The following is a 17,382-nucleotide window of genomic DNA, read 5'->3' on the forward strand; positions in this document are numbered from 1 at the left end:
CCGGAGGGGAAGCCCGCGCATGGAGTTCCGGCAGTCGAACAAGCTGAGCGAGGTCTGCTACGAGATCCGCGGCCCGGTGATCGAGCACGCCAACGCGCTGGAGGAGGCCGGCCACAGCGTGCTGCGCCTCAACACCGGCAACCCCGCCCTCTTCGGTTTCGAGGCGCCGAAGGAGATCCTCCAGGACATGATCCGGATGCTGCCGCAGGCGCACGGCTACACCGACTCGCGCGGCATCCTCTCCGCCCGCCGGGCCGTCGCCCAGCGCTACCAGACCCTCGGCCTGGAGGTCGGCGTCGACGACGTCTTCCTCGGCAACGGCGTCTCCGAGCTGGTCTCCATGGCCGTGCAGGCCCTGGTGGAGGACGGCGACGAGATCCTCATCCCCGCCCCCGACTTCCCCCTCTGGACGGCGGTGACCACCCTCGCGGGCGGCAAGGCGGTCCACTACCTGTGCGACGAGCAGGCGGACTGGTACCCGGACCTGGCCGACATGGAGTCGAAGATCACCGACCGCACGAAGGCGGTCGTGATCATCAACCCGAACAACCCGACGGGCGCGGTCTACCCGAAGGAGATCCTGGAGGGCATCCTCGACCTGGCCCGCCGGCACGGCCTGATGGTCTTCGCCGACGAGATCTACGACCAGATCCTGTACGACGACGCGGTCCACCACTCGGTGGCGACGCTCGCGCCCGACCTGGTGGTCCTCACCTTCTGCGGCCTGTCGAAGACGTACCGGGTGGCGGGCTTCCGCTCCGGCTGGCTGGTGGTCACGGGCCCGAAGCAGCACGCGCGCGACTACCTGGAGGGCCTGACCATGCTGGCCTCCATGCGCCTGTGCGCCAACGCTCCCGCCCAGTACGCCATCCAGGCCGCCCTCGGCGGCCGCCAGTCCATCCGCGAGCTGACCGCGCCCGGCGGCAGGCTGCGCGAGCAGCGGGACGTGGCCTGGGAGAAGCTGAACGAGATCCCCGGCGTGTCCTGCGTGAAGCCCAAGGGCGCGCTGTACGCGTTCCCTCGGATCGACCCGAAGGTGCACCCGGTCCACGACGACGAGAAGTTCGTCCTCGACCTGCTGCTGCGCGAGAAGATCCAGGTCGTCCAGGGCACGGGCTTCAACTGGCCGTCCCCCGACCACTTCCGCATCCTGACCCTCCCGCACGCGGAGGACCTGGAGGCGGCGATCGGGCGGATCGGACGGTTCCTGAGCGGGTACCGGCAGTGAACCGCGCCCGGACCGGGCATAGCCTGTGAGCCATGGGTGATCTTTTCCTGGTCCGGCACGGAGAGACCGAGTGGTCCCGGTCCGGGCGGCACACCGGTCTCACGGACGTCCCACTGACCGAGCACGGGCGGGACGAGGCGCGCGGGCTGGTGCCGTTGATCCGGTCGCACCGGATCGGGGCCGCGTTCGTCAGCCCGTCGCAGCGGGCCCGGGAGACCGCCGAGCTGATCGGGCTGCACGGGTTCCGTGTGGACGCGGACCTGCACGAGTGGGACTACGGCGGGTACGAGGGCGTCACCACCGTCGAGATCCACCGGACCCGTCCGGACTGGTTCCTGTTCACGGACGGGGTCGTACCCGGGCCGCCGGACCACCCCGGGGAGACGCCGGAGCAGGTCGGCGAGCGGGCCGACCGGATGCTGGGCAAGGTGGAGGCCGCGCTGGCCAACACCGAGGGGTGCGTGGTGCTGGTGGCGCACGGCCACTTCCTGCGGGTGCTCACGGCGCGGCACCTGGGGCTGCCCGCCTCGCACGGCGCCCTGTTCCAGATGGCCACCGGAACGCTGTCCCGGCTGGGCACGGAGCACGGGCGGCCGGTGATCTCCGCCTGGAATGTCAGACCCCCCGCCTAGTCTTCCTCCGAGGACCGCCGAGGGGAGGAGGATGCCGTGACGCGACCGCCGACCGCCGCGCAGCGGCGCATCATCGACGCCGCCGACCCGGTCACCGGGCGTCTGAAGGGGACCGGGGCGCAGCTCGCGGCGCTGGTGGAGCGGGGGCTCGCCTTCCGGCACCCGCGCCCGCCGCACGACCACTTCCTGACGCCGGCCGGGCACCGGCTACGGGAAGCCGCCGAGCCGGCGACCGCCGAGCCCGCCGCTCAGCCCGCCCGGGCGGCGGCCGACGCGGTGTTCGCCGCCCGGGTCGGCGGTGAGGAGGCGGGGCCCTCGGGGCCGTCCCGGCTGCGTGAGGTGCGCAGCGCCTGGCAGGGGCTCATGGAGCTGCGCCGGATGACCGCCCGGGACGGGGCGACGGACCGGCCGTGCGACTGGGAGCGCACCCATCTGGTGCAGGCCGCCGCCCTCGCCCTGGAGGCGGCCGGGCACCGGCCGGCGGGTCCGGAGGGCCAGGGTTACCGGGTGCGTGCGACCCCCCAGCCCGAGGCCGTCGCCGTGTACGAGCCCGACGGTGCCGCGCTGCGGGGCTGCGCGGCCACGCTGGAGCGGGCCGGGTGGCAGGTCGGGGAGTACACGGAACCGCGGACGAGGGTCCGTTATCTGCTGGCCTCCCCGCGCAGGGCGTGACGCTCGTGTCAGGATCGGTCGTCGGCATGTCCAGGCGAGAGGCAGCAGCGGTGAGCGAACCGTTTTCCGTTCCGGTGACCGTCCGTGGGTACGAGACGGACGTGCAGGGTCACCTCAACCAGGCCGTGTACCTCAACTACGCCGAGCACGCCCGCTGGTCGCTGCTCCAGGCGGCCGGGATCCGGCAGGCCGATCTGGTGGGCCGGGGCGTCGGCCCGGTGGTCCTGGAGACGACCATCCGCTACCGGCGGGAGCTGCTCGCCGGTGACGAGGTCGAGGTGACGTGCGGCTTCGAGTGGAGCGAGGGCAAGACGTTCCGCGTGCACCAGACCATCCGCAAGGCGGACGGCACGGTGGCGGCCGAGATCGAGGCCGTCGGCGGGCTGCTGGACCTGCGTGCGCGCAGGCTGGTCGCCGGTCCGCAGCAGCGTTTCAAGGAGCTGGCGTCCCGGCCCGAGCTGTTCGGGCTGTAGGGCGCCCGGCTCCGGTCGCGGTGCCCGGCTACGCGTCGACCAGCTCCGGGTTGTGCTCCATGTCGTAGACCGCCCGCGACTCGGCGATGTACGTCCGGTTGCGCTCCGCCCAGTCCGTCAGGCGCTGCAGCGTCTCGTGCAACTCGCGGGCCACCGGGGTGAGTTCGTACTCCACCTTCGGCGGCACCGTCGGATGCACGGTGCGGATGACGAGACCGTCGCGCTCCAGGTTGCGCAGCGTCAGGGTCAGCATGCGGCGGCTGATCCCGTCGATGCTGCGCTCCAGCTCGGTGAAGCGGATCGGCCCGTGCGCCGCCGCCACCAGGATCTGGACGCTCCATTTGCCCGAGACCCTGTCAAGAACTTCGCGGACGGGGCACGCGTGCGCGTTCACCACCTGGGAGGTAACACCGGTGTTCCTCTGGGACATCCAACTGCCTCCTTATGCCGGTCTCCATGGTCACCCACGATGTACCCCGTTACAAGACGTGCACCAATGGGTGTCCTTGAGAAAGCGGAGGCCACGTCGCCATGACGACCCTGACCGAGTCCCCGGCGCGACCACTGACGAGAACGTACTCCCGCTGGACGTCCCTCGTCGTCCTGTGCGCGGGTGCGCTGATGACGATCCTGGACGGCAACATCGTCACGGTCGCCATGCCCGCCGTGCAGAGCGACCTCGGTTTCAGCGCGGCGGGGCTGGCCTGGGTCGTCAACGCGTATCTGATCCCGTTCGGCGGACTGCTCCTGCTGGCGGGCCGGCTCGGCGACCTGGTGGGCCGCAAGCGCATGTTCACCTCCGGGCTGGCGCTGTTCACCGTGGCGTCCGTGCTGTGCGGGGTGGCCACGAGCCAGGGGATGCTGATCGCGGCGCGTGCGCTGCAGGGTGTCGGCGGGGCGATGACCTCCGCCGTGGTCCTCGGCATGGTCGTCGCGCTCTTCCCCGAGCCGGGCGAACGGGCCCGGGCGATCGCCGTGTTCAGTGCGGTCGGCGCGGCGGGCGGGGCGCTCGGCACCTTCCTCGGCGGGGCGCTGACCGAGGCGCTGAACTGGCACTGGATCTTCCTCATCAATCTGCCGATCGGTGTCGTCGCCTGGCTCGCGGCGCTGAGGGTCCTCGCCCCCGACGAGGGCGCCGGACTCGGCCGGGGCGCCGACTACCCGGGCGCGGCGCTGGTCACCGGCGCCCTGATGCTGACGGTGTACACGATCATCGGCTCCGGTGACCTCGGTTCCTCCACCGTCGCGGTCCTGGCCCTGGTCGCCCTAGCGCTGTTCGCCGGGTTCGCCGTCCGGCAGGCGCGCGCCGCCCGTCCGCTGCTCGGGCTGCGGCTGTTCCGTTCCCGGCTGCTGACCGGAGCGAACGCCGTGCAGGTGCTGATGATCGCGACGATGTACGGCTTCCAGTTCATCGGGGCGCTGTACGTGCAGCGGGTGCTGGGGTACGGGGAGCTGGCCACGGGTACGGCGTTCCTGCCCGCGCCCGTCGTCATCGGTGTACTGATGCTGGGGCTGTCCGCGCGGACGATCGGCCGGTTCGGGGCGTACCGGGTGCTGCTGGCCGGGCTGGTGCTGATCGTCGCGGGCATGGCGCTGCTGGGCCGTGCGCCGGCCGACGGCTCGTACGTGGCGGACGTGCTGCCGCCGATGCTGCTGCTCGCCGTCGGGTTCGCCGCCGCGATGCCCGCGCTGACCGGTCTGGCGATGTCGGGGGCGCGTGAGGAGGACACGGGGCTGGCGTCCGGGCTGTTCAACACCACGCAGGTGGTGGGTGGTTCGCTGGGGCTCGCGGTGCTGTCGACGCTCGCGGCGGGTCACAGCGAGGGCCTGCTCGACGGGGGCGCGTCCGCGGTGGCGGCGACGGCCGGGGGGTACCAGCTCGCGTTCCGGGTGGCCGCGGTGATCGCGGCGGGGGCACTGGTGCTGGCGGCGGTCGTCCTGCGGGAGCGCGGCGGGCGGGCCGGAAAGGGGTGAGGCCGGCGCCCCGGGGTCGGGGCGCCGGCCCGCGTACGGTGCCCGGGGGTTTCCCGGGCACCGGCCTCACGGGGTGGCAGGGGCCCGCTTCGCCCCGGTGATGTCCTCCGCCGCCTCCATCGGATGGGTCACGTCCTCCGCTTCCCGTCCCTTGCCGATGTGGTTGAAGACCAGGTTGAGCAGGACGGCGGCCACACAGCCCGTCGAGATGCCCGAGTCCAGGATGATCTTCGCGTTCTCCGGGAACGAGTGGTAGAACTCCGGCGCCGCGATCGGGATGATGCCGACGGCCAGGGAGACCGCCACGATCAGGACGTTGTTGTCCTTCTCCAGGCTCGCCCGGACCAGGGTCTGGATGCCGCTGGCCGCGACCGAGCCGAACAGGACCACGCCCGCGCCGCCGAGCACCGGGCGCGGCACGACCGCGATGAGCGACGCGGCCATGGGACACAGGCCCATCAGCACCAGGAAGCCGCCGCCCGCGGCGACGACGAACCGGCTGCGGATCTTCGTCATCGCGACCAGGCCGATGTTCTGGGCGAAGGCGCTGCACATGAACCCGTTGAACACGGGGCTGATCGCGGAGCCCAGGGTGTCGGCGCGCAGGCCGGCCGCGATGGTCTTCTCGTCCGCCGGACGGTCGACGATCTCGCCGAGGGCCAGCATGTCGGCGGTGGACTCGGTCATCGAGACGACCATCACCACGCACATCGACAGGATCGCGGCGAGCTGGAACTGCGGGGCGCCGAAGTGGAACGGGGTCGGGAAGCCGACGACGTCCGCGTCCGCGACGGGCCCGAAGTCCGTGACGCCGAACGGGATGGCGATGACCGTGCCCGCGACCAGGCCGAGCAGCACCGCGATCTGCTTGACGAAGCCGCGGGTGAAGCGGCGCAGCAGCAGGACGATGACGAGGGTGATCGCCGCCAGGCCCAGGTTGGTGCCCGACCCGAAGTCGTCGGCCGTGGGGCTGGAGCCCTGTGCCCAGCCGAAGGCGACGGGCAGCAGCGAGATGCCGATGAGGGTGATCACCGTGCCGGTCACGACCGGCGGGAAGAAGCGGATCGCCTTGCTGAAGAAGGGCGCCGCGATGAATCCGAGCAGACCGGCGACGATGACGGCGCCGAAGATGATCGGCAGCGCGTCGGACTTGTCCTCGGTGGAGGCGACGATCGCGGTCATGGGGGCGACACCGGCGAAGGTGACGCCGTTGACGAAGGGCAGCCGGGCTCCGATCTTCCAGATGCCCAGGGTCTGCAGGAAGGTGGCGAGGCCCGCGGTGAACAGGCAGGCGCCGGTGAGGAAGGTCAGTTCGCCGGCGGACAGGCCGATGGCCGCGCCGACGATCAGGGGCGGGGCGACGACCCCGGCGTACATGGCGGCCACGTGCTGCAGGCCGGTCGTCGCCATCTTCAGTGGCGGGAGTTTCTCGTCAACAGGGTGGTCGGCCACGGCGGCGTTCCTCCGGTCGGTTACACGTCGGCTCCGACGTGGGTGTCAGGGAGGTGGAGCAGGTGGTCGTGCGGGACCGGGACGGACCGTTCGAGAAAACGGGGACCGGCTCCGGGGGCGTGCGCGGGTGCGCACGCCCCGGAGACGGCCGCCGTGGACCCCGCTCGGGTCCACGGTCGCCGGCCGGGAGCCGTCCCTCCCGGCCGGAGTCCTTGCGGGTGGATCAGCCCTGTGCGGCGATCCGGGCGAGGCGCCGGGCCTCGTCCCTGGTGGAGCGGGCGACGGCGTCCTCGTCGACCGTGAGCAGCCGGCCGTTCTCGACGATCTGGCGGCCGTTCACGAACGACGCCGTCACCGGGGCGGCGGCGCCGAAGACGAGGGCGGTCACCGGGTCGGCGATGGAGGCGTGGGCGAGCGTGTCCATCCTCCACAGCACGAGGTCGGCGAGCTTGCCCGGCTCCAGGGAGCCGATCTCCTCACTCCGGCCGAGCACCTGCGCGCCGCCGTGGGTGCCCAGGCGCAGCGCCTGCCGGGCGTTCAGGGCGGCCTCGCGGTGGGCGCCGAGGCGGTTGATGAGGAGGGCGTTGCGCAGTTCGGTGTGGAGTTCGCCGGACTCGTTGGAGGCCGTGCCGTCGACGCCGAGGCCGACCGGGACTCCGGCGGCGAGCATGTCGGGGACGCGGGCGATCCCGGCCGCGAGGCGGGCGTTTGAGGACGGGCAGTGGGCGACGCCGGTCTTCGTGCGGGCGAAGGCGGTGATGTCGGAGTCGTTCATGTGGACGCAGTGCGCCATCCACACGTCCTCGCCGAGCCAGCCGGTGGACTCGAAGTACTCGGTCGGGCCCATGCCGAACAGCTCGTGGCAGAACTTCTCCTCCTCCACGGTCTCCGAGCCGTGGGTGTGCAGCCGCACGCCGAGCCGGCGGGCCAGCTCCGCGCCCTGCCGGAGCAGTTCGGTGGAGACGGAGAAGGGGGAGCAGGGTGCCACGGCGACCTGGGTCATGGAGTCGAAGGAGGCGTCGTGGTGCTCCTTGACGGTGGCCTCGGTGGCGGCGAGGGCGCCGTCCAGGCTCTCCACGGCGAAGTCCGGCGGCAGGCCGCCGTCCGACTCTCCCCGGTCCATGGAGCCGCGGGCCAGGGTGAAGCGGACGCCCATCTCGCGGGCCGCGCCGATGATCGCGCCGGACAGGTCGCCGGTGCCGCGCGGGAAGACGTAGTGGTGGTCCATGGCGGTGGTGACGCCGCCGCGGGCCATCATGGCGAGGGAGCCCTGCGCGGCCGAGCGGGCCATCTCCTCGTCGATGCGCGCCCAGACCGGGTAGAGCGCGACCAGCCAGTTGAACAGGTTGTGGTCGGTGGCCAGGCCCCGGGTGATCCACTGGTAGAAGTGGTGGTGGGTGTTGACCAGACCGGGCGTGGCCAGGTGGCCGGTCGCGTCGATCCGGCGCGCCACGTTCTCCAGGCCCTCGGGGGCCCGGCCGGCGCCGACGGACTCGATCCTGTTGCCGGCGATGACGACGTGGCCCGAGGCGTACTCGGTGTCGCCCGCGTCCACGGTCGCGATCGCGCAGTTCTCGATGACGATGCGCTGGGCTGCCGATGGTGCCATGGCGCTTCCTTGTCTTTCAGTGGCGGCCCGTGGGTGGGGAGTACCCACGGGGAGGGCACGGCAGGACCCTAGGAGGATTTGAGTGCCGGAACCGTGCGGCTCCGGGTGCCGAGATGGTGGAAGAACAGGTTGAGCGTGACCGCGACGAGCGCCCCTGCACTGATGCCGGAGCCGAGCACGGTCTGCGCCCAGGCCGGGAACTCCTCGTAGAAGGTCGGCGCGGCGAGCGGGATGATGCCCGCGCCGAGCGCCACGGCCACGAGGATGATGTTGGAGCTGTCGTCCAGTCCCGCCTCCGACAGCGTGCGGATGCCGCTGACGGCGATCGAGCCGAAGAGGACGATGCCCGCGCCGCCGAGGACCGGCATGGGGACCAGGGAGACGACGGCGCCGAGGACCGGGAAGGCGCCGAGCACCAGCAGGGCGCCGCCGGCGACGGCGACGACGTAGCGGCTGCGGACCCGGGTCAGCGAGACGACGCCGACGTTCTGGGCGAAGGCGGAGGTGGGGAAGCCGCCGAAGACGGGGCCGACGAGGGTGGCGAGGCCGTCGGTGCGCAGGCCGCGGGTGATGGTCTTCGCGTCGGCGCGGCGGTCGCAGATCTCGCCGAGCGCGAGCATGCCGGCGGAGGACTCGGTCATCAGGACCAGCATCACGATGCACAGCGACAGGATGGCCGCGGGCTGGAACTCGGGGGCGCCGAAGGCGAAGGGCGTGGGCAGCGCGGCGACGGGCGCGGACTTCAGGGCGCTGAAGTCGGCCATGCCGAACGGGATGGCGACCAGGGTGCCGATGAGCAGGCCGAACAGCAGGGCGACCTGCTTGACGAAGCCCCTGCCGAAGCGCTGGATCACGAGGATGACGGCGAGGGTGAACGCGGCGAGCGCGAGGTTGCGCATCGAGCCGAAGTCGGCGGCGGCCTTGTCGCCGCCCTGCGCCCAGCCGACCGGGACCGGCATCAGCGTGACCCCGATCAGGGTGATCACGACGCCGGTGACCAGCGGCGGGAAGAATCTCAGGAGCCGGCCGAAGAACGGGCCGACGGCCAGGCAGAAGACACCGGCGACCATGACCGCGCCGTAGATGGCGGGGAGTTGGTGTCCCGCGCCGTTGGTCTCGGCGATGGCGAGGATGGGCGCGATGCCGGCGGAGGAGGCCGCGTTGACGAACGGCAGGCGGTTGCCGACCAGGCCCTTGACGCCGAGGGTCTGCAGCAGGGTGGCGACGCCCGCGATGAGCAGGCTCGCGGCGATCAGCCGGGTGCGGGCCTCGATGTCGAGACCGCAGGCCTGGCCGATGATGAGCGGAGGAGTGACAACGCCTGCGTACATGGCGGCGATGTGCTGGAGCGCGGCGGGGACGAGCCGCGTGGGGTGGAGCTTCTCGTCCACCGGGTGCACGGACGTGACGGCGTCCTCGGTGTGCACCGGCGGGGTGGAACACGGGCCTTCAGCCGGCCCCTTTGCAGGCAGTGCCATTTTGTTCCCTCCGGTGTGGCGCGCCCCCGGCCCGGATGCCCGGCCGGGGGCGCGCGTCCCGCGTCAGAGGTTGGTCATGTCGACCGGGATGAGTTGCTCGGCGCCGTCGCGCAGGATGGTGGCCTCGATCAGGCCGTAGGGGCGGTCGGCGGCGTAGTAGACGGCGCCGTCCTTGGCCTCGTTGTCGATCCCGAAGGGCGACAGGTCCGAGCGGAAGTGGTGCTTGTTGGGCATCGAGAAGCGGATCTCGTCGACCTCGTCGCGGGAGTTCAGCACCCGCACACCCATCTCGAACAGGGTCTGCTGGAGCGAGTACGAGTAGGTCTCGGCGAACGCCTGCAGCGCGTGCTTGCGCACTCCGTTGTACGAGCGGTCCCAGTCCGGGGCGTGCGAGTCGATGCCGTCCCAGTTGTGCCGCCACCAGGTGGAGACGGTGGTGGCGAGGATGCGGTCGTGGTCCTCCTGGAGGGTGGTGTACTTGTCCTTCAGGAAGCCGAAGAACTCGGAGTTGGTCGAGTTCATGACGGTCAGGTCCTTGAACCCGGAGAGCACCTGGATGCCGTGGCCGTCATAGGTGATCTGCGCGACGCGGGTCTCCTGGCCCTTGCGGACGAAGGAGTGGGCGATCTCGTCGGAGCCGACGAAGCGGGCGCCGCCCTTCGAGGTCTCGATCCGCTCCCAGGCGTACTCCTCGATGCGGATGCGGGCCCGGTGGATGGGCTCGTTGTTGTCCACGAAGTGGCGGGCGAGCCTGACGCCGAGGTCCTCGGCGCTCTGGATCCCGTGCTCCTTGGCGAAGGCGAACACCGTGTTCTTGGTGGTGTCGGTCGGCAGGACGTTGGCGTTGGAGCCGCTGCGGTGGACCTCCTCCATGTCGCCGGAGAGGGCGACGGAGACGTTCAGGTCCTTGATGTGGTGCGTGTCGCCGTCACGCGTGATCTTGACAACGCGGTTCTCTGCCTTGCCGTACTGGTTCTGTCCCAGGACGAAACGGGTCATGTGTCGGTCAGCTCCCTCGGTAAACGGAGTAGCCGAACGGGTTGAGCAGCAGCGGAACGTGGTAGTGCTCCCCGGGCACCACCGCGAAGGTGATGGTGACCTCGGGGAAGAACACCGGCCGGCCGTTCTCGCTGTCCCGGAGCGCGGGGGCGTCCTGCTGGGCCGCGGCTTGTTTCTTGGCGAAGTACGTCTCGGTGTCGAAGTCGAGCCGTACGTGGGTGGTGCCCTCCGGCAGTGCCGGGAGGTCCTTGCACCGCCCGTCGGCGTCGGTCGCGGAGCCGCCGAGCGTCTGCCAGTCGGCGTCGCTGCCCGCGCGGGCGGCGAGGCGGACGGCGACGCCCTCGGCGGGGCGGCCGGCGCTGGTGTCCAGGATGTGCGTGGACACGGAGGCGGTCGTGCTGGTGCTCATGGTCAGGCGTCCTGTTCGACGAGTCGGGTCAGGCGGATGCGGTTGATCTTCCCCAGTTCGGTGCGGACGATCTCCCGCTCCTGTTCGGGCGAGTTGCCGATCCGCTCCTTGACCGCGTCCCGCATCTGCTCGCCGGTCCGGCCGGTGGCGCAGATGAGGAAGACGTGGCCGAACTTCTCCTGGTAGGCCAGGTTGAGTTCGAGCATCTCCGCCTTCAGTTCCTCCGAGGCGCCGGCCATCCCGGCCTGCTCGCGGGAGGAGGTCGGGTCGCCCGGCTTGGGCCGGCCGATCGGCGGGTGCCCGGCCATCGCCTCGGCGAGGTCGTCCGCCGTCAGCTCGGCCATGGCGGCGTCGCTGGCGGCGTACAGGTCCTCGACGGTGGCGAAGGGGCGGGCTGCGAGCAGTTGCCGGGCCCACGCCGTGGAGGCACACACCTCGTGGAGTTCCGCGAGCGCCGCGGACTCCTCGGAAGCGTTGAAACGGGCCAGGCCCGACGCGGAAGTGGACGTCACGGGAGCCTCCGTGGCCTTGTGCTGAACGGGCGTGCCGATAGCTAACGCGCTCGGAAACAACGCGTCAACACTTTGTTGAAAATTCGGGGTAACAAAAGCCGCCGCCCGGTTACCGGACGGCGGCTCGCTGCCGAGCACAGGGGCCCTGGTCAGGCGCCCTTCTCGCGGTTGAGGTAGTTGTAGACGGTGAAGCGGCTGACCCCGAGGGCGCTCGCGACGGTCTCCACGCCGTGCCGCACGGAGAAGGCGCCGCGCGCCTCCAGGGTCCGTACGACCTCCTGCTTGGCCTTGCGGTCCAGTTCCGCCAGCGGCCTGCCCTGCCGGCGCTCCATGGCGGCCAGGATGTGGTCCAGGGAGTCGGCGAGCTGCGGCAGGCGTACGGCGACGGCGTCCACACCCTCCCAGGAGAGCACGACGTCGTCCGGGCCGGCCTCGTCCGGCGGGAGCATCTCGCCGCCGATGGCGTCCACCAGGGGCTTCACGGCCGCGATGAACGGCTCCTCGCCGGGGCCGGTCACCGCTCGCCCTCTTCGAGGACGTTGACCTGGAGCGAGATCCGGGTGGCGCCGGCCTGGAGGGACCTGCGCAGCAGCGCGTCCACGGCGGTGAGCACCGCGTCGGCCCCGCCCTCGGCGGTGTTGCCGAACGGGCCGACGTCCACCGCGTCCAGCTCCGCGGCCTCGACGACCTCCCGGGCGACCACCGCGTGCGCGGGCGCCTCGTCGAGGTCGAAGGGCTCGGTCGTGAACTCCACTCTCAATCGCACGGGCTCAACCTAACGCGCGGCACCCAGTTGTGCCGACCCCCCTTGACAAGGCCCGGCCCCCGACGGCAATCTTCCATTACGCAGAAACGAACTTCCGCAATATGGAAAGCGACACGGAAGGGAGCGCGGCACCCGATGGGATTCGCAGACCAGCGCTTCAACGTCAACCTGTCGATCCTCTTCACGGAACTCCCGCTCCTGGAGCGCCCCGCGGCCGCCGCCGCGGCCGGCTTCACCGCGGTCGAGCTGTGGTGGCCCTGGATCGACTCGCCCACCCCCGAGCAGTCCGAGCTCGACGCCCTGAAGAAGGCGATCGAGGACGCGGGCGTACAGCTCACCGGCCTGAACTTCTACGCCGGGCAGCTCCCCGGCCCCGACCGCGGCGCCCTGTCGGTCCCGGGCGAGGAGTCGGAGCGGTTCCGCGCCAACATCGACGTGGCCGCCGGCTTCGCGCAGTCCCTCGGCTGCAAGGCCCTCAACGCCCTGTACGGCAACCGGGTCGAGGGTGTGGACCCGGCCGAGCAGGACGCGCTCGCGCTGGAGAACCTGGTCCTCGCCGCCCGCGCGGCCGACCGGATCGGCGCGGTGCTGCTGATCGAGGCGCTCAACAAGCCCGAGTCGCCGCTGTACCCGCTGGTGTCGGCGCCGGCCGCCGTCGGGATCGTCGACAAGGTCAACGAGGCCACCGGACTCGGCAACGCCACGTTCCTCATGGACCTCTACCACCTGTCCATGAACGGCGAGGACCTGCCGCAGGTCATCGAGCGGTACGCCGCGAAGACCGGCCACGTCCAGATCGCCGACAACCCCGGCCGCGGCGCCCCGGGCACCGGCTCGCTGCCGCTGGAGGACCTCCTCGACCAGCTGAAGAAGGCCGGTTACGAGGGCTGGGTCGGCCTGGAGTACAAGCCCGGCGACCGCCCGAGCGCGGAGGCCTTCGACTGGCTGCCCCGCGAGGCCCGCGCCGCCCGCTGATCACCACCCCAGTACTGAGAGGCACCCTCACCATGAGCAACCTTCCCAAGATCGCCTGGATCGGCCTCGGCATCATGGGCTCCCCGATGTCCGAGAACCTGATCAAGGCGGGTTACCAGGTCACCGGTTACACGCTGGAGCAGGAGAAGCTGGACCGCCTGTCCGCCGCCGGCGGCACCGCGGCCGGCTCGATCGCCGAGGCCGTGCGCGACGCCGACGTCGTCATCACCATGGTGCCCGCGTCGCCGCAGGTCGAGGCCATCGCCTACGGCCCCGACGGCATCCTGGAGAACGCGAAGTCCGGCGCCCTGCTGATCGACATGTCCTCGATCACCCCGCAGACCTCGGTCGAGCTGGCCAAGGCCGCGAAGGACAAGGGCATCCGCGTCCTGGACGCCCCGGTGTCCGGCGGCGAGGCCGGCGCCATCGAGGCCGTGCTGTCCATCATGGTCGGCGGTGAGCAGGCCGACTTCGACGAGGCCAAGCCGCTCCTGGAGGCGCTCGGCAAGACCATCGTGCTGTGCGGCCCGCACGGCTCGGGGCAGACGGTGAAGGCCGCCAACCAGCTCATCGTCGCCGTCAACATCCAGGCGTGCGCCGAGGCCGTCGTCTTCCTGGAGAAGTCGGGCGTGGACCTGAAGGCCGCCCTCGACGTGCTCAACGGCGGCCTGGCCGGCTCCACCGTGCTGACGCGGAAGAAGGACAACTTCCTGAACCGCGACTTCAAGCCGGGTTTCCGCATCGACCTGCACCACAAGGACATGGGCATCGTCACCGACGCCGCCCGCAACGTCGGCGCCGCGCTGCCGGTCGGCGCCGTGGTCGCCCAGCTGGTCGCCTCGCTGCGCGCCCAGGGCGACGGCGGCCTGGACCACTCGGCCCTGCTGCGGGCCGTGGAGCGCCTCTCCGGCGCCCAGGTCTGACCGCACCCGGCTCACGAGACCTCCGGGCGGCGCCGTCGCTGACACCTGTCCTGTCGCGCCCGAGCGGCGGCGCCACCCGGAACCACTTCAACAAACCGTTGACGTCTCGCCACCTCAAACCTAGGCTCCACGAAGCGGAAACAGTTTTCCGCTGACCCCTCGCACGGAAGGTCCCCGATGTCGCAGCGCGTGCTCACGACAGAGTCCGGCGCCCCGGTCGCCGACAACCAGAACTCCGCCTCCGCCGGCATCGGCGGCCCGCTCCTGATCCAGGACCAGCACCTGCTGGAGAAGCTCGCGCGCTTCAACCGCGAGCGCATCCCGGAGCGCGTGGTGCACGCCCGCGGCTCCGGCGCCTACGGCCACTTCGAGGTGACCGACGACGTCACCGGCTACACGCACGCCGACTTCCTGAGCACCGTCGGCAAGCGCACCGAGGTGTTCCTGCGCTTCTCCACCGTGGCCGACTCGCTCGGCGGCGCGGACGCCGTGCGCGACCCGCGCGGCTTCGCGGTGAAGTTCTACACCGAGGAGGGCAACTACGACCTCGTCGGCAACAACACCCCGGTGTTCTTCATCAAGGACCCGATCAAGTTCCCCGACTTCATCCACTCGCAGAAGCGCGACCCGTTCTCGGGCCGTCAGGAGCCGGACAACGTCTGGGACTTCTGGGCGCACTCCCCCGAGGCCACGCACCAGGTGACCTGGCTGATGGGCGACCGCGGCATCCCGGCGTCGTACCGCCACATGAACGGCTACGGCTCGCACACCTACCAGTGGACGAACAGCAAGGGCGAGGCCTTCTTCGTCAAGTACCACTTCAAGACCGACCAGGGCATCCGCTGCCTGACCGCCGACGAGGCCGCGAAGCTGGCGGGCGAGGACCCGACCTCGCACCAGACGGACCTGGTGCAGGCGATCGAGCGGGGCGTGTACCCGTCCTGGACGCTGTACGTGCAGCTCATGCCGGCGGCCGAGGCGGCGAACTACCGCTTCAACCCGTTCGACGTGACCAAGGTGTGGCCGCACGGCGACTACCCGCTCAAGCGGGTCGGCCGCCTGGTGCTCGACCGCAACCCGGACAACGTCTTCGCCGAGGTCGAGCAGGCCGCGTTCTCCCCGAACAACTTCGTGCCGGGCATCGGCCCCTCCCCCGACAAGATGCTCCAGGGCCGCCTGTTCGCCTACGCGGACGCGCACCGCTACCGCCTGGGCGTCAACCACACCCAGCTCGCGGTGAACGCCCCGAAGGCGGTGCCCGGCGGCGCGAACAACTACGGCCGGGACGGCTTCATGGCCTCCAACTCGCAGGGCCGGACGGCCAAGAACTACGAGCCGAACTCGTACGACGGCCCGGTCGAGACCGGCCGCCCGCTGTCCGCCCCGCTGGCGGTCTCCGGCCACACCGGCACCCACGCGGCGCCGCAGCACACCAAGGACGACGACTTCTTCCAGGCCGGTGAGCTGTACCGGCTGATGTCCGAGGACGAGAGGAAGCGCCTGATCGCGAACATCGCCGGCGGCCTGTCCCAGGTCTCCCGCAACGACGTGATCGAGAAGAACCTGGCCCACTTCCACGCCGCCGACCCGGAGTACGGCAAGCGCGTGGAGGAGGCGGTCCGCGCCCTGCGCGAGGACTGAGCCGACAGCTCGTGTACGGGTCATGACGGGAGGTCAGGACCCGTACGCGGACCGCGGCGCGCCGGCCGGCCCGGATGAGGGGTGGCCGTCCGGTGCGCCGCGGGCAGGGCGAGGACCGCGGCGGCCTGCGAGCCAGTGCGGTGGTGAAGGGCCCGGGGACTCCTCCTACGACCTGAGGGGAGGAGCGTCCCGGTCCCGTCGCACCGCCGCGGTCCCAGCCATCCGCCTCTTCCGCGGAATCCCCGTGAAGAGGCCCGAGACTCCGTCCGGCGGCGCGAACGACCTGTCGCGCCCAGACTCGCACCGTCGGACGGACACCACCTGGAGAGCACAAGAACCTTCACCGGCTGAGCAGCGCCGGATGCGGACGGTCCCGCATCCGGCGCTTCTCGGCGTGCGTGCGGGTGCGGATTCCCCTGGTCCGCAGCAATCTGGAGTCATGGGACATCCACCGGAGCACCCCCACGTCGTGGTCCGTCCCCCCGCCCTGGACGGCTCCCGCCGGGTCACGTCGGGCGAGGAGATCCTCGGGGTCGCCTCGCACCTCGACGACGTCGCCGAGATCCTGCGGCTGGCCGACCTGTACGTGACCGATGTCGCGGACAGCGACCTCGTCGAGTGGCAGGGCGGCGGCCCGGACGACTGGCCGGGGCTGCACGAACACCACGAGGGCTGAGCACCGCGTACGGCACCGGGCGTACGCCTGCCGTCGTATGCCTGCTACGGCATCCTCAAATCAAGCTCTGAACCCGGCCCCGGCACGCTTCGGCCGCCCCCGGACGTGGGCAGATACCCGGCACACGGGGCCCGCCGGCACGGGGGCGACGGGCCCCTGCCGTACGGGGGTGGTGCCGATGGGTCCGCATGAGGTCGCGCTGCTGCGGGGCGGACCCCGGGCGGCCGTGACGGTCGCCGTGGTGGCCCTGCATCTGCGGGGGGCCGTGCGGGCCGGGCGGCCGGGCACCCTGCGCAAGGCGGCGACGCCGGCCCCGGGGGTGCCGTCACCGTACCGCCACCCGCTGGAGCAGGCGGTGCGCGTCGGTCTCTACCGGCCCGCGGGAATACGGGAGTTGGTCGTCAGGGCGGCCGTGCGCAACGCGCTCGCCCGGATGCGGGCCGACCTCGCGGCGGCCGGACAGTGGCGCGTGCTGCCGCCCGGCCCCACCCGGGCCGCCCGCCGTCATGTGGCGGCCCTGCGGGAGCGTCACCCGCTCCACGAGGGCCCCGGGAGGCCGCCGGAGGAGGACGTCCTGCTCGCCGTCGCGCTGTACGGCGACCGCGCGCTGCTCACGCTCGTGCCACGCTTCACCCGGCGCGCCGGGCTGATCGGCCGGGGCGGGCTCGCGGACGAGGGGCTCTTCCCGTTCGGCCGCGGGGTCGGCCTGCGGTGGCGCTTCGGCGCGGAGGAGGACCCGTTCGAGAGCGGTGAGGGCGGCGGCAGCGGCGACGGCGGCCACTCGGGCGGCGGCGGGTTCGGGTGCGGCGGCGGTGGCGGCGGAGGATCGGACTGAGGCCACCTCCGGGCCAGGGGGGTGTCCGCACCGTCGCACCGGCCGCCGAGACCATGGTCCCGCGGCGTCCGGTGCGCGCTCCGTGGGGGGGCGGGCGCCCGCCCCCCCCACGGCGCAGCCCGCGAGCA

Annotated in this window: 19 protein-coding genes; 10 read left to right on the forward strand and 9 right to left on the reverse strand. The window is 71.6% G+C overall.

Annotated features, from left to right (window positions below; genetic code table 11):
- Positions 1-19 precede the first annotated feature (19 nt).
- Genes H0H10_RS23675 through H0H10_RS23690 form a run of 4 tightly spaced genes read left to right on the forward strand, consistent with a single transcriptional unit; the run spans position 20 to position 3,005 of the window.
- Complete coding sequence (locus H0H10_RS23675) at positions 20-1,228, forward strand: pyridoxal phosphate-dependent aminotransferase (RefSeq protein WP_188183101.1); 1,209 nt, start codon at positions 20-22, stop codon at positions 1,226-1,228.
- A 32-nt stretch (positions 1,229-1,260) separates the two neighbouring features.
- Positions 1,261-1,860, forward strand: coding sequence for a histidine phosphatase family protein (locus H0H10_RS23680; protein ID WP_188183102.1), 600 nt, complete (start codon positions 1,261-1,263; stop codon positions 1,858-1,860).
- A 36-nt stretch (positions 1,861-1,896) separates the two neighbouring features.
- Complete coding sequence (locus H0H10_RS23685) at positions 1,897-2,532, forward strand: hypothetical protein (protein ID WP_188183103.1); 636 nt, start codon at positions 1,897-1,899, stop codon at positions 2,530-2,532.
- Between the two features lie 50 nt (positions 2,533-2,582).
- Entirely contained in the window at positions 2,583-3,005 is a 423-nt protein-coding gene (locus tag H0H10_RS23690; RefSeq protein WP_188183104.1) for an acyl-CoA thioesterase, read from the forward strand.
- Between the two features lie 28 nt (positions 3,006-3,033).
- On the opposite strand, the gene H0H10_RS23695 is transcribed toward H0H10_RS23690, so the two are convergent.
- Positions 3,034-3,435 (reverse strand): winged helix-turn-helix transcriptional regulator, encoded by a 402-nt coding sequence (locus H0H10_RS23695; RefSeq protein ID WP_188183105.1) that lies wholly within the window; start codon positions 3,433-3,435, stop codon positions 3,034-3,036.
- A 101-nt stretch (positions 3,436-3,536) separates the two neighbouring features.
- Here H0H10_RS23695 and H0H10_RS23700 point away from each other — a divergent pair, with 101 nt between their 5' ends.
- Positions 3,537-4,979, forward strand: a complete 1,443-nt coding sequence (locus H0H10_RS23700) for an MFS transporter (RefSeq protein WP_188183106.1) — start codon at positions 3,537-3,539, stop codon at positions 4,977-4,979.
- Between the two features lie 66 nt (positions 4,980-5,045).
- On the opposite strand, the gene H0H10_RS23705 is transcribed toward H0H10_RS23700, so the two are convergent.
- The 8 genes from H0H10_RS23705 to H0H10_RS23740 all read right to left on the reverse strand — a co-directional run bounded on the left by H0H10_RS23705 (position 5,046) and on the right by H0H10_RS23740 (position 12,204).
- Positions 5,046-6,431 (reverse strand): nucleobase:cation symporter-2 family protein, encoded by a 1,386-nt coding sequence (locus H0H10_RS23705; RefSeq protein ID WP_188183107.1) that lies wholly within the window; start codon positions 6,429-6,431, stop codon positions 5,046-5,048.
- A 223-nt stretch (positions 6,432-6,654) separates the two neighbouring features.
- Positions 6,655-8,040, reverse strand: a complete 1,386-nt coding sequence (locus H0H10_RS23710; RefSeq protein WP_188183108.1) for an 8-oxoguanine deaminase — start codon at positions 8,038-8,040, stop codon at positions 6,655-6,657.
- A 68-nt stretch (positions 8,041-8,108) separates the two neighbouring features.
- Entirely contained in the window at positions 8,109-9,518 is a 1,410-nt protein-coding gene (locus tag H0H10_RS23715; protein WP_188183109.1) for a nucleobase:cation symporter-2 family protein, read from the reverse strand.
- A 63-nt stretch (positions 9,519-9,581) separates the two neighbouring features.
- A complete protein-coding gene (gene pucL, locus H0H10_RS23720; RefSeq protein WP_188183110.1) occupies positions 9,582-10,517 on the reverse strand; it encodes a factor-independent urate hydroxylase in 936 nt (311 codons plus the stop codon).
- 7 nt (positions 10,518-10,524) lie between these two features.
- On the reverse strand, positions 10,525-10,926 hold the full coding sequence (gene uraH, locus H0H10_RS23725) for a hydroxyisourate hydrolase (protein ID WP_188183111.1): 402 nt from the start codon (positions 10,924-10,926) through the stop codon (positions 10,525-10,527).
- 2 nt (positions 10,927-10,928) lie between these two features.
- Entirely contained in the window at positions 10,929-11,438 is a 510-nt protein-coding gene (gene uraD / locus H0H10_RS23730) for a 2-oxo-4-hydroxy-4-carboxy-5-ureidoimidazoline decarboxylase (protein WP_188183112.1), read from the reverse strand.
- 149 nt (positions 11,439-11,587) lie between these two features.
- Positions 11,588-11,956, reverse strand: a complete 369-nt coding sequence (locus H0H10_RS23735) for a helix-turn-helix domain-containing protein (protein WP_188183113.1) — start codon at positions 11,954-11,956, stop codon at positions 11,588-11,590.
- The gene (locus tag H0H10_RS23740; protein WP_188183114.1) at positions 11,953-12,204 is read right to left on the reverse strand and encodes a YkoF family thiamine-binding protein; all 252 of its coding nucleotides are present in this window, start codon (positions 12,202-12,204) and stop codon (positions 11,953-11,955) included. The genes H0H10_RS23735 and H0H10_RS23740 overlap by 4 nt, the downstream gene beginning before the upstream one ends.
- Positions 12,205-12,339: 135 nt before the next feature.
- Between H0H10_RS23740 and H0H10_RS23745 the strand changes: the two genes are divergently transcribed.
- From H0H10_RS23745 to H0H10_RS23765, 5 genes are all read left to right on the forward strand, one after another.
- Positions 12,340-13,179: a TIM barrel protein gene (locus H0H10_RS23745; RefSeq protein ID WP_188183115.1), complete on the forward strand. Its 840-nt coding sequence runs from the start codon at positions 12,340-12,342 to the stop codon at positions 13,177-13,179.
- A gap of 32 nt (positions 13,180-13,211) precedes the next feature.
- Positions 13,212-14,102 carry a 2-hydroxy-3-oxopropionate reductase gene (locus H0H10_RS23750; RefSeq protein ID WP_188183116.1) on the forward strand — a complete coding sequence of 297 codons (891 nt, stop codon included), beginning with the start codon at positions 13,212-13,214 and terminating at the stop codon, positions 14,100-14,102.
- Positions 14,103-14,279: 177 nt separating this feature from the next.
- A complete protein-coding gene (locus H0H10_RS23755; protein ID WP_188183117.1) occupies positions 14,280-15,743 on the forward strand; it encodes a catalase in 1,464 nt (487 codons plus the stop codon).
- Between the two features lie 439 nt (positions 15,744-16,182).
- Positions 16,183-16,419, forward strand: coding sequence for a hypothetical protein (locus tag H0H10_RS23760; RefSeq protein WP_188183118.1), 237 nt, complete (start codon positions 16,183-16,185; stop codon positions 16,417-16,419).
- Between the two features lie 37 nt (positions 16,420-16,456).
- Positions 16,457-17,254 (forward strand): TIGR04222 domain-containing membrane protein, encoded by a 798-nt coding sequence (locus tag H0H10_RS23765; RefSeq protein WP_188183119.1) that lies wholly within the window; start codon positions 16,457-16,459, stop codon positions 17,252-17,254.
- Positions 17,255-17,382 lie beyond the last annotated feature (128 nt).

The organism is Streptomyces griseicoloratus (assembly GCF_014534645.1).
Classification (GTDB): Bacteria; Actinomycetota; Actinomycetes; order Streptomycetales; family Streptomycetaceae; genus Streptomyces; species Streptomyces griseicoloratus.

Excerpts from the sequence above, each read along its gene's own strand:
- H0H10_RS23675 (WP_188183101.1), top strand. The coding sequence starts at position 20 with ATGGAGTTCCGGCAGTCGAACAAGCTGAGCGAGGTCTGCTACGAGATC.
- H0H10_RS23680 (WP_188183102.1), top strand. The coding sequence starts at position 1,261 with ATGGGTGATCTTTTCCTGGTCCGGCACGGAGAGACCGAGTGGTCCCGG.
- H0H10_RS23695 (WP_188183105.1), bottom strand. The coding sequence starts at position 3,435 with ATGTCCCAGAGGAACACCGGTGTTACCTCCCAGGTGGTGAACGCGCAC.
- H0H10_RS23700 (WP_188183106.1), top strand. The coding sequence starts at position 3,537 with ATGACGACCCTGACCGAGTCCCCGGCGCGACCACTGACGAGAACGTAC.
- H0H10_RS23710 (WP_188183108.1), bottom strand. The coding sequence starts at position 8,040 with ATGGCACCATCGGCAGCCCAGCGCATCGTCATCGAGAACTGCGCGATC.
- H0H10_RS23715 (WP_188183109.1), bottom strand. The coding sequence starts at position 9,518 with ATGGCACTGCCTGCAAAGGGGCCGGCTGAAGGCCCGTGTTCCACCCCG.
- pucL (WP_188183110.1), bottom strand. The coding sequence starts at position 10,517 with ATGACCCGTTTCGTCCTGGGACAGAACCAGTACGGCAAGGCAGAGAAC.
- uraH (WP_188183111.1), bottom strand. The coding sequence starts at position 10,926 with ATGAGCACCAGCACGACCGCCTCCGTGTCCACGCACATCCTGGACACC.
- H0H10_RS23745 (WP_188183115.1), top strand. The coding sequence starts at position 12,340 with ATGGGATTCGCAGACCAGCGCTTCAACGTCAACCTGTCGATCCTCTTC.
- H0H10_RS23750 (WP_188183116.1), top strand. The coding sequence starts at position 13,212 with ATGAGCAACCTTCCCAAGATCGCCTGGATCGGCCTCGGCATCATGGGC.
- H0H10_RS23755 (WP_188183117.1), top strand. The coding sequence starts at position 14,280 with ATGTCGCAGCGCGTGCTCACGACAGAGTCCGGCGCCCCGGTCGCCGAC.
- H0H10_RS23760 (WP_188183118.1), top strand. The coding sequence starts at position 16,183 with ATGGGACATCCACCGGAGCACCCCCACGTCGTGGTCCGTCCCCCCGCC.
- H0H10_RS23765 (WP_188183119.1), top strand. The coding sequence starts at position 16,457 with ATGCCTGCTACGGCATCCTCAAATCAAGCTCTGAACCCGGCCCCGGCA.